Origin of the sequence: Anaeroplasma bactoclasticum, from assembly GCF_003550015.1 — a bacterium.
Taxonomy (GTDB): domain Bacteria; phylum Bacillota_I; class Bacilli_A; order Acholeplasmatales; family Anaeroplasmataceae; genus Anaeroplasma; species Anaeroplasma bactoclasticum.
The window spans coordinates 1-11,062 of sequence record NZ_QXEV01000043.1; the positions used below are offsets into that span (position 1 = coordinate 1).

Sequence of the window (11,062 nt, forward strand, 5' to 3'; positions counted from 1 at the left end):
ATATATCACTTACATTAATGAGATTATTAGAATTAAAAGTATTTGAAGATGAAATACCTGCTGCACAATTATTTGAATTTGTAAGGCAATATAATGTCACTGAAAATTATGACTTAACTTATATTAACAATTCTACATGGAGTAGAACTTTTGAAAAGATAAAAGAAAAACTCGGTTTATCGAAATTAGGTAATGTATATCTTTCAAAAAAAGATATGGATTTACTATTTCAAACCGAGCTTGATTATTAACATTTATATCCACCAATTTGGTGGATTTTATCATTTCTTAACTACCCATTTTAGGGGTAAATCCTAAATTCAGGTATCACATTCAAATTTAATTTAAAGTATAAATCGATATCTATTTATGGTATAATAAATACAATTTAATAAAAAGACAATCTATGATTGTATTTTTAAGAACGAGGATTAGAGTTATGGAAGCAGTAAATAATAAAAAATCACTTCAATATAAATTAAATAGGGGATGGAATTTCTTTTGGCAAAATAAGTGGTATCCTTTTATGGTACTTTTAGCTTTATTCATAATTGTGCTTATTTTTGTTATGGTATATACCGATAATAATGGTGGATTCTTACATATGAATTCTGATGATTTAATACAGTATTATCCATATGTATCCGGATTCTTTGATAAGCTTAAGAGTGGAAATGTATCTTTATATGATAGGAGTCTATATGGTGGTGTATCCTTCTTCTCCGCTGCATATTATATTCCTTTAGATATATTCACATTTATTGCGTTCTTGTTATCCTTCTTTATGGAAAACGAAACAGCCTACTGTATTATGAACTTTATGAGGCCTGTTGCGGGAGCATTACTTTTATATTATACTTTCGCAAGAAAATTTAATACAAAGGTAGCATTCCTTTGCGCATTAATCTTATTTTGCGGTGGTACAACAGAATCTTATTATATATTCCCTGTATATTTAGGTATATGCTTTTATGCACCACTTGCAATGCTGTTGATTGATTTATGTATTGAAAAGAAAAGCTTTTATTATTTAACATTACCTATTTATGCCTTTTTAGTTGTTTTATATGATTTTTATATTGCCTATATGCTTTTAGCATTCGCATCTATATATTTTGTTGCAACAATGACTGCCACCTTAGGTAATAGTAATGAATCTCATTGGTATAGATGGAAGGAATTCTTTATTCGATTCTTTGAATTCCTATTCTTTATTCTTTTAGGTGTTGTTATAGGAGCATTTATTTTAATGCCTTCTGCACTTTATATTATGCACCAAACATCAAGAACTGAAGCTTCTTTAAAATTAATCCTTGTATCCCTATTTAATCCAAAGGATGAAGCAGTTTTAAAGGCACACCTTGAATCCTATTGGTACTTTAATAAAGAGGGTGGAACATTAGTTAACTTTTCTTGGAGACATTATTTTACACAGTGGATGAATATGTTTATTCCTAATGATCCACATCAATTATGCTTAGTTGAAGCAGGAGATTATATTCGTGAGCATGCCACATTATATATGACTTGTGGTGGTTTAATCTTTTTAGTACAGTTCTTCTTTACAAAGGGTAAATATAATGCAAGATTAAAATATTTTGTATTACTTATGAATATTTTATTATGTATACCTATCTTCTGTGTAATTTTTGGATTTAATACTCAACCATATTTAAGATGGTTCTTTATTCCATATTTCTTGAATCTGTATGGTGTTGCGATCGCAATGCATGAAAATAATTTTTCTTTAGGAGAATCTAAGACTAGTAAATATTTTTCCTTGTTTATAATCCTTGCAGGAGTATGTTGTTTAATCTATGTTTTAATTTTTAGTCCATCTATTTTTATACATTATAAGAATACTGGTAATTATTTCTATTTATTATTAATTCCTGCACTTATTTCAGTTTCCTTATATTTAATAGTTCTTCTTTTATCTATAACAGAAAAGATGATGGGTAAAGATAGAATTCATAAAAGAGCAGTTCCTATATTAATTTTTGCTGAATTTGTTTTTGCAACTGTAATTATATTTGCCAATGTAGATAATACTACTGCTAGATATTATGCAGCAAAAGAAACAAATCAGCAAAGAATTAATACAATGAAGGAAATTTATAATTATGATATAAAAGATGGATATAGAACAAATCTATATACTATCTTTGGTAGAGAAACTACAAATGTAAATATACAGCTTCAGGATGCGAACTTTGGTAGATTCTTCCAATCCTTCTATAATACTCCGTTAAATACTGTATTAGAAGATATTTATGGTGAACCTTGTAGATCTTGGAGTAGAGCATTTAATGGTGGTTATTCTTTAATTTCTTCTCCTGTATTTAATGTTAAATATGTTATTACAAATGAAAATATATCCTTACCTGAAAAGTATTATACTTTAACTCAAAAGGAAAATGATTCCACAAAGTATTATATGCTTAAGGATGATATTCCATTTATTGTTTATGATGAACTAATGAAGGATAAGAATAAATTAAACCCATTCACAAAACAAGCAGCAATATTAAACTATGGATACTTACCTATAGAAAATAGTGAATTAGATATGCCTTATATCGATAATATCGAACTATCAAGTCATTATTCATCTTTATGTGTGACAAGTACATTATTTTTTAAAGAAGAATTAGATAATGGATATTATGTTTATGATTTATCTAATCTTAATAATACTTTTAGAAATTATGATGCTTATATGGTGTATCCAACAGATAGTAATATTAGAGAGCTTACACATGGATTTATGTATTTAACTAATGAAATCCCTCTAGATAATAATTATACTTCTTTAACACAGTTACACTATAATCATTTTTATGATGACGATATAAAAAATTATAAATATTTATTAATGGAAGCTAAAAAAGATGCAGTAGAAACTGTAAGAATCTATGCATATAAATATCAAGTATATGATGAATTCATTGAAAAACAAAACACTTATACAAATAAGAGCTTTAGTCTTGATGGTTCAAAAATGACTATTAAAGTAGATATGCCAGATGGCAATTCTACAAGAATTATTAAAACAGGTTATACTTATTCTGATGAATGGATTATTAATAATAATGAAGTTGGATTTAAAACTATTAATATCGATGGCGGTTTCTTAGGTGTTGTTGTTCCTAAGGGAGTTACAAATGTGGATTTAACTCTTAATTTCATTCCAGAAGGATGGAGTATGGGTTGTAAATTAAGTTTAGTAGGCTGTATAATATATGCAGGTATTTTAATCCCTACTGTTGTTATATGGGTTCGTAAAAAGAAAAGAGTGATAGAATGAAAAAAGTATTTATAGTGGTTCCTTGTTATAATGAGGAAGAAACCATTGAAATATATTACAATGAGGTTATTAAATATTTAACTGGCGATTATGATTATAATGTATGCTTCGTTAATGATGGTTCTAAGGATAGATCTTTAGAGATTATGATGTCTTTAGCAGAAAAGGACAAAAGAATTAAATATTTATCCTTCTCAAGAAACTTTGGTAAGGAAGCTGCAATGTATGCAGGACTTGAAGCAGCAAAAAAAGCTAAAGCAGATTGTGCAATTATTATGGATGTCGATTTACAGGATCCTCCACATTTAATTCCCGAATTATTAAAGAGCCATGAGGAAGGATATAATTTAGTATTCACAAGACAAAAGAATCGTCATGGTGGATCTAAACTTAGTGCATTCTTTAGCTTATCCTTCTATAAGGTATATGCATTCGTTACAAAGGATAAGGGCATGGCTCAGGGTGCTAGAGATTACTGCTTATTAGATAAAAAGGCAGTAAATGCATTCTTATCTATTAAGGATCATGAAAGATTCACTAAAGGTATTTATCATTTTGTAGGCTTCCGTCAGAAGGTTATTGAATTTGATTATGCAAAGCGTAGTGCTGGTACAACAAAGTGGAATTTCAAAAAGCTATTCCATTATGCTATTTTAGGTATGAGAGAATTCTCTAGATTCTATGAATATATTCCTAAGGTTGCAGCATGGGTTGTCTTCTTCCTTTTATGTTTTGATACAGGTAAAGGAATTTATAATGCAGTACAGGCAAATAGCTATTACGCATTTGATTGGAATCCAATCCGTATCGATGGCTTATTCTTAATCCTATTTATTGTTTTATTCTACTTATTCCGTCTATTATACGATGTTAGAAAACAAACTCAAAGAAGACCAATTTATATTGAAGAGGATTCTAATTTAGAGGAAGTTGAAGAAAATGAAGCAGAATAAAAAAGAGCTAGGCTTAGAAATCCTAAGATTTTTAATCGTAGGAGGCTTAGCTACATTAGTAGATTATGCTGTCACTTGGGCATTTAAGAATTTTGTATGTCAAAACCTTGAGGTAAATCTAGCTGTATTTATTTATACAGCTGCAGGCTTTACAGCTGGATTATTTACCAATTGGTTCTTACAAAAATTTGTATACCGTTATATTACAAAAGACCAGCAAAGAAGCTTTTATGTATTCTTTAAATTTGTAGTATTATCCTTAATTGGTTTTGGTATTACCTGGTTAGGTATGAGATTATCTGAACCACTACACGATAATGTATTATTTGATTTCTGGTTCTTACATAATATTCAGCTATGGTTCTGGGTATTTAAGGTAGTATTAACTATTATTGTTTTAATTATGAATTATATTGGTAGAAAGCTATTTGTTTTCAACCAAAAGAAAGAAAAAGTTAAAGATACAAGTGAGTCTATAGAAGACGAAAAGGCTGAGGAATAATTCTCAGCCCTTTTTCTATTTATTCTCTTTTATGCTTCTGTTATAGTAAAGTATTTAGCTAATGCATACGTATTGTATTCTGAAAGGATATCCTCATATAAATAATGTCTTGAAGCATATGAATATGTCCTGAAATTTATATTGACTTCAACTCTACCATCTAAGGTAGTCTTTTCTGCTTCTTTACTAGTAGTGAAGTACTCAACTTTAATTCCAATAGTAGAATTTTCATCTTCCATATACGCTGTACTCATAAGATCATTTTTATATACATCAATTTCATTATCATATGCATAATAAAGATAGGATTCACTTTCTAACACATAAACCTCAGTGGATGAATGAGGAATACCATTAAAAACAACCATTGTTGCATAATCGTTCATATAAACAATAGGTTCATAACGCCCAAAGTATGCACTTAAGTCTCCACTTATTTTAAGAGAAGAATTTGGAATTTTACACTCATTAAAAGAAATATCAAAGATAAAGGTAGAATTCCCTGAATCATTAAAAAAACGACTTGCCTTTAGGCTACCCTTTTTTTGATAATTTTCGTTTTCATCCTTTTCATAAATATATTCTTCTAAGGTTAAAGTAGATGATTCAAAATCTAATGTTTCTTTTTTAGTTAAACGAAGTGTATCTCTTTTTTCCTCAATAATATAAGTATATGCCTTATATCCGAAATCCTCCCAAGTTTTACCCTCATGCTCTTTATCATAATCATAGAATGCGGCATCACCTATAATCTGTATTGCATCTTTATTTGGGGTTGGTTTATCAACCACAAATTCATCCTGATTGCTTTGGCATGATGCAAGTGCCATAAGTGCTGTAGACGCAAATAAAGCTCCAGCTGCTGCTTTAAAAAATCTTTTCATTTTTCTCTCCTCCAATTTTTAATTGCAATACTATTTTAACTCAAGAGGAATTATATGCCAAAAAAAGAGCAAGGAAATGGAAATGTATATTTCATTTCTTGCTCTAATTTTACTTCTTTATTGATTTTAAAATATAATAACCTTTATCTCTTGTAATGATTTCACAATTACCAAATAATTCCTCTAAATGCTCTTTAGAAGATGGTGCGCCTTGCTTCTTTTGAATAACTACCCAAAGCTCACCATTTTGCTTTAAATGAGTATATGCGCCATCATAGATAGCAAATACAGTTTGTTTTCCAGCACGAATTGGTGGATTTGTTATAATGGATGCAAATTCCATTCCTTCTACTGCTTCATAAAGGTTACTATTGAAAACAACGCAATCCGCTTTGTTTTCTTCTATGTTTTTTAAATTAAGGTTATAGGCCCTTTCGTTAATCTCACACATTACCGCATGCTTCTTATATAATGTGGATAAAACTATACCTATAGGACCATAACCTGCACCCATATCTAGGATATCTCCATCGATATCATTTGGAATAAATGCCTTTAGCATTGCGAATGTTCCATAATCGATATATTCTTTTGAAAAAACTCCAGAATCCGTATGGAAACGAAATGTATAATCATGGAAATTAAATGTATAGATATTAGGGTTAGATTTTACGTTTTCTTGCGTTTTTGAATAATAATGTGTGTTCTTCTCCATAATTCCTTAAAACCTTAAGAAAAAAGGGCTTAAGACCCCTTAAGCCCAATTTATAATGTCTTTTTTTACTAGTATCTCTGAATTATTAATTACTTAATTTCAACAGTAGCACCAGCAGCTTCTAACTTAGCCTTTAATTCTTCAGCTTCTGCCTTAGATACCTTTTCCTTAACTGGCTTTGGAGCGTTGTCAACTAAATCCTTAGCTTCCTTTAATCCTAAACCTGTTACTTCCTTAACAACCTTGATTACGCCTAACTTAGCAGCACCAGCGCTAGCTAATACTACGTCGAACTCAGTCTGTTCAGCTGCAGCAGCAGCACCAGCACCAGCAGCAGGAGCAGCAGCAACTGCAGTTGGGTCAATACCGAATTCCTCCTTCATAGCGTCTACTAATTCCTTGATTTCAAGGATTGTCATTTCTTTTAAAGATTCAATAAATACTTCTTTTGTTAACTTAGCCATTTTATTTTTCCTCCGTATAATAAATTATTTTTTAATTAAAATTTAGGCTTCCTGTCCCTTTTCTACTAACATATTTAAACCAATTGCTAACTGAGAAACTGTACCTAACATACCTGCAGCTAACTGAGTTAATAATGTTTCGTAAGATGGTAACTGAGACAATAACTGTAGCTGTTCGAATGAATAAACATCACCATCAACTACACCTTTTACTACTTCAAGCTTGCTTGTTTCTTCTTCCTTCTTAGCTGCGAATAAAATCTTAGCTGGAGCAACAACATCATCCTTAGCAAATGCAACTGCAACTGGACCAGAGAATGCATCAGTAACTGCATCATATCCATTTTCCTTAGCTGCTCTTGTAGAAATGTTGTTCTTGATTACAGAAACTTCTACACCAGATGCACGTAATTCTCTACGTAGAGTCTGGAATGCCTTAACTGTTAATCCCTGATACTTGAATACCACGAATGCAGCTGAGTTCTTCATTTTTTCTGAAACAAGTTTAACTTCTTCCTGTTTAGCTAAAATGCTTTCCTTCATTTTATACCTCCATAAATATTTGAAATAAAAATCCTCTTCTGCCGAGGCAAAAGAGGATCTCACTTTCTTCTTTTAATTCCTCGGTAGGAGATTAAGGGTATTATACCCACCTACTGTCTTCGGCTTAAATTGTACTTCTAATTATCTGATATTACTTAATGGAATCAGATGAAACCTTGATGCCAGGACCCATTGTAGATGCAACAGAAATATTCTTTACATATGCACCCTTAATAGTAGAAGGCTTAGCCTTCATAATAGCATCATATACAGTCTTGAAATTCTCAGCTAGCTTGTCAGCGCCAAATGATACCTTACCGATAGTCATCTGGATGTTACCAACCTTATCAGGACGGTACTCAACCTTACCTGCTTTGATTTCCTTAACTGCCTTAGCAACGTCCATAGTTACTGTACCAGTCTTAGGGTTTGGCATTAATCCCTTAGGACCTAATACACGTCCTAAACGACCTAACTGACCCATCATATCTGGTGTAGCAACGATAACGTCAAAGTCGAACCAGCCCTGATTGATCTTATTGATCATTTCAGCTTCGCCTACATAATCAGCGCCTGCCTCAGTAGCCTCCTGCTGCTTAGCTCCACGGCAAATAACTAATACCCTTCTAGTCTTACCAGTACCATTAGGTAACACGATAGCACCACGGATATTCTGTTCTGCCTTACGTGGATCAATGTTTAAGCGGAAGGATACATCAACAGATGCATCGAACTTAGCTGTAGAAGTCTTGCATGCTAAGTCTAAAGCTTCCTTTACATCGTAAGCCTTAGTCTTTTCAACAAGCTTTGCTGCTTCAACGTACTTCTTTCCTCTCTTCATATTGTTTCCTCCTAAAATGTGGTTAAAGCGGGAATTCCTCCCACAAGTTTTAGGCTGTTTTACACAACCAAATTAATTAGCCTTCAACTACGATACCCATGTTCTTAGCTGTACCACAAATAATGTTTGTAGCAGCCTCAATATCATTGGCATTTAAGTCAGGCATCTTCATTTCTGCAATCTGTCTAGCCTGAGCTCTAGTGATTGTAGCTACTGTATGCTTCTTTGAATTCTCAGAACCCTTCTGAATACCAGCAGCCTTTAATAATAAATCTGCAGCTGGTGGAGTATGTACTACGAATGTGAATGAACGGTCTTCGTATACTGAGATTACTACTGGCAATACATAGCCCATCTTATCCTTTGTAGCGTCATTGAATTGAGAACAGAATCCTGGAATGTTAACTCCTGCCTGTCCTAGAGCTGGACCTACTGGTGGAGCTGGATTAGCTTTACCGGCCTGAATCTGTAGTTTTACAACTTTTGTAACTTTCTTAGCCATTTTATAAATTTCCTCCTTCTTTCAATGATGTGGTCAAACAGACTTTTGGACAAAGTCCTCCCACTCCTCGCGTAATCATACGCATGCTTTTACATTATATCAAAATGAAAATTCATAGTCAATTTATTTTTTTAGTTTTTTTAAAAAGTTTTTTCACACTTTGAAAATCACTATAATGAATACTTATTTTATTTAGATTCAATGCTCTTTATATCTTCATTTTCTAGTATTTCAGTTGCTTTATTTTCATCTATTTGATTTAATTTTTTATTTTGAGTTTTCTTCTTTATAGCCCTATATGCTGTAGTAAAAGGGATAACTCCAGTAACAACTTCAAGAGTAACCTGTCCAACCTTTTTTCTTTCGTTTATTCGTCTATCTTTTTCTTCTTGTTCAGCCTCTATACTCTTATCAACTTCAGCATCTATTTTTTCTTGAAGTTCATTCATTCGGTCAATTAAATCAATCTTTTGTTCATATGTTAAATTTGGATCTTGAAGCATATTTGCAATAACATCTAATTGTTTTTGTAAAGAAGCTATCTTTTGATTTCTAACATTTCTTTGTTCACGATTCAGTTCATTGATTTGGCCTTGTAAATCATTTACATAAATTAATGCTTCTTTAGAAAACTCTAGTCCATTTTTGATTAATTCGGCATATATATTTGAACCTGCATTTTCTGCTACTTCTTTTCCTGCTTTTTTTGTTATTTCATTTATTACCTTTTTTAAAGCACTACTTTTTTCATTTCCCATAATGTACACCTCAAAATTAATTTTTTATAAATACCAAAAGGTTGCAATTACGCAACCTTCTTAATCTTTACCTTACCAGTTATACTTCTTGAGAAGCGTTTTGTAGCTTCACTTGCTTCTTCATTACCATTTTGGGATGCAAGTCTATACCATTTAAATGCATCTTCTAGATTTATTACAGATACACCAATACCATGTTCTAGGCAGTCACCCAAACGATACATTGCGTATGCATCACCAGCTTCAGCTGCTCTACTCCACCAATATTTTGCTGTAACTAAATCCTGTACGATATTCTTATCACTTGGTTCTGTTAAGTTTTCAGCTAAGTGAATCATAGCTGGAGTATTACCACTATTTGCAGCTTTTTGCCACCAAGATATAGCAAGGGCATCATTCTTTAAGCATCCATCACCTAAGTGATAACACTCCGCAAGTGCATTCATAGATGCAGGATCTTCTGAGTTTGCTGCCTTTTGATACCAGTTAAATGCAACTTTTTTATCTAATCTTACACCATCACCTAAGCTATAACGATTCGCAAGCTTAAGCTGGGCATGTGGATTATTTTGTTCTGCAGCTAGCTGAATATAGTGAACAGATAATTCTGTACATTGTAAAATACCTTTACCTTCTGCATAATAATCGGCAATCTTTTCTTGGCATAACGGGTCTCCATTTTCAGCACCAGCTAAGAATAATTTTGCAGCACCCTTGAATTTGCCAAGCATTTCATAACAAAGGCCACCATCCCTTTGAGCCTCAATTACTCCAGCCTTTGCAGAGTGAACTAACCACTGGGCAGCTCTTGGGATATCTTTAGTGATACCTTCGCCTTTCATATATGCTAAGCCTAAATAATACTGGCTTAATGGATGTGCATATTTTGCAGCTTCGGTAAACCACGCAACAGCCTGTGTTGAGTCCTGGTTAATACCATTACCTTCTAAGTAGCACATACCTACCATATATGCAGCATCTGTAATTTTATTTGAAGCGGCAGTCATAAATAACTGGAACGCTCTTTTTACATTCTTTGGGCATCCTTTTCCATAATATAACTGTTCTCCAAGATAATAACACGCTTGATAATTAGCCTGATCATTTTGTACAACAGTTTCAAATAGTAAAAAAGAATCTTTGAATTTTTCTAATTCATATAATTCCACGGCTCTTTTAAATACACCACGATATTGGTTAATAACGTATTCTGCCATAGGGTAAACACCTCGCAATTCATTACTTTATTTTACCTTAAAATCTTAAAAAATACAATATATAGGAATTTGTTTTGAGTTTCCCCATTTTTAAATTCATACGAAATTTTGTCAATTTTAGGAGATGTCAAATCTGACCCCCATTACAGTCCACAAATCTCGTCTTCGCTTATTTCTTTTAGGGTAAATTATTGAAATTAAGTCCTTGCTAAAAAATGAAATAACCCCTTTTATTCCATCGCTTATTCTATATAACCAAAATAGTACCTTTTCTCTTATTTGTTTTTTGATTTTTCTTATTGCTTTTCCTACAGCCTTCATATTTATGACATTGCTAAAAAACATTACATATGTTAGTAATGTATTTAAGACTTGA

The 11,062-nt window shown here is 32.1% G+C and carries 13 protein-coding genes and 1 other annotated feature; of the genes, 4 read left to right on the plus strand and 9 right to left on the minus strand.

All coding sequences use genetic code 11. The annotated features are described in order from the left end of the window. From EI71_RS10270 to EI71_RS09590, 4 genes are all read left to right on the plus strand, one after another. A partial coding sequence (locus tag EI71_RS10270) for a hypothetical protein (RefSeq protein WP_211321104.1) occupies positions 1-251 on the plus strand: 251 nt, incomplete at its 5' end. A gap of 188 nt (positions 252-439) precedes the next feature. Next, on the plus strand, positions 440-3,307 hold the full coding sequence (locus EI71_RS09580) for a YfhO family protein (protein ID WP_162849946.1): 2,868 nt from the start codon (positions 440-442) through the stop codon (positions 3,305-3,307). Next, on the plus strand, positions 3,304-4,260 hold the full coding sequence (locus tag EI71_RS09585) for a glycosyltransferase family 2 protein (protein ID WP_119017006.1): 957 nt from the start codon (positions 3,304-3,306) through the stop codon (positions 4,258-4,260). The genes EI71_RS09580 and EI71_RS09585 overlap by 4 nt, the downstream gene beginning before the upstream one ends. Beyond that, entirely contained in the window at positions 4,247-4,762 is a 516-nt protein-coding gene (locus EI71_RS09590) for a GtrA family protein (RefSeq protein ID WP_119017007.1), read from the plus strand. Before EI71_RS09585 ends, EI71_RS09590 begins: the two co-directional genes overlap by 14 nt. A gap of 29 nt (positions 4,763-4,791) precedes the next feature. Here EI71_RS09590 and EI71_RS09595 read toward each other — a convergent pair whose 3' ends face one another. From EI71_RS09595 to EI71_RS10415, 9 genes are all read right to left on the minus strand, one after another. Next, a complete protein-coding gene (locus EI71_RS09595) occupies positions 4,792-5,646 on the minus strand; it encodes a hypothetical protein (RefSeq protein WP_119017008.1) in 855 nt (284 codons plus the stop codon). Positions 5,647-5,755: 109 nt separating this feature from the next. Then, positions 5,756-6,361 carry a class I SAM-dependent methyltransferase gene (locus EI71_RS09600; protein WP_119017009.1) on the minus strand — a complete coding sequence of 202 codons (606 nt, stop codon included), beginning with the start codon at positions 6,359-6,361 and terminating at the stop codon, positions 5,756-5,758. Positions 6,362-6,450: 89 nt separating this feature from the next. Next, positions 6,451-6,825, minus strand: coding sequence for a 50S ribosomal protein L7/L12 (gene rplL / locus EI71_RS09605; RefSeq protein WP_119017010.1), 375 nt, complete (start codon positions 6,823-6,825; stop codon positions 6,451-6,453). 42 nt (positions 6,826-6,867) lie between these two features. Further along, positions 6,868-7,368 carry a 50S ribosomal protein L10 gene (rplJ, locus tag EI71_RS09610; protein ID WP_119017011.1) on the minus strand — a complete coding sequence of 167 codons (501 nt, stop codon included), beginning with the start codon at positions 7,366-7,368 and terminating at the stop codon, positions 6,868-6,870. Positions 7,369-7,384: 16 nt separating this feature from the next. Beyond that, positions 7,385-7,509: a sequence feature (ribosomal protein L10 leader region), on the minus strand. A 10-nt stretch (positions 7,510-7,519) separates the two neighbouring features. Further along, positions 7,520-8,209, minus strand: coding sequence for a 50S ribosomal protein L1 (gene rplA / locus EI71_RS09615; protein ID WP_119017012.1), 690 nt, complete (start codon positions 8,207-8,209; stop codon positions 7,520-7,522). A gap of 76 nt (positions 8,210-8,285) precedes the next feature. Further along, the gene (rplK, locus tag EI71_RS09620; RefSeq protein ID WP_119017013.1) at positions 8,286-8,711 is read right to left on the minus strand and encodes a 50S ribosomal protein L11; all 426 of its coding nucleotides are present in this window, start codon (positions 8,709-8,711) and stop codon (positions 8,286-8,288) included. A 188-nt stretch (positions 8,712-8,899) separates the two neighbouring features. Then, a complete protein-coding gene (locus tag EI71_RS09625; protein ID WP_119017014.1) occupies positions 8,900-9,469 on the minus strand; it encodes a hypothetical protein in 570 nt (189 codons plus the stop codon). A 47-nt stretch (positions 9,470-9,516) separates the two neighbouring features. Further along, on the minus strand, positions 9,517-10,686 hold the full coding sequence (locus tag EI71_RS09630; protein WP_119017015.1) for a tetratricopeptide repeat protein: 1,170 nt from the start codon (positions 10,684-10,686) through the stop codon (positions 9,517-9,519). A 117-nt stretch (positions 10,687-10,803) separates the two neighbouring features. After that, positions 10,804-11,062: hypothetical protein (locus EI71_RS10415; protein WP_211321105.1), on the minus strand; the 259-nt coding region annotated here is incomplete at its 5' end.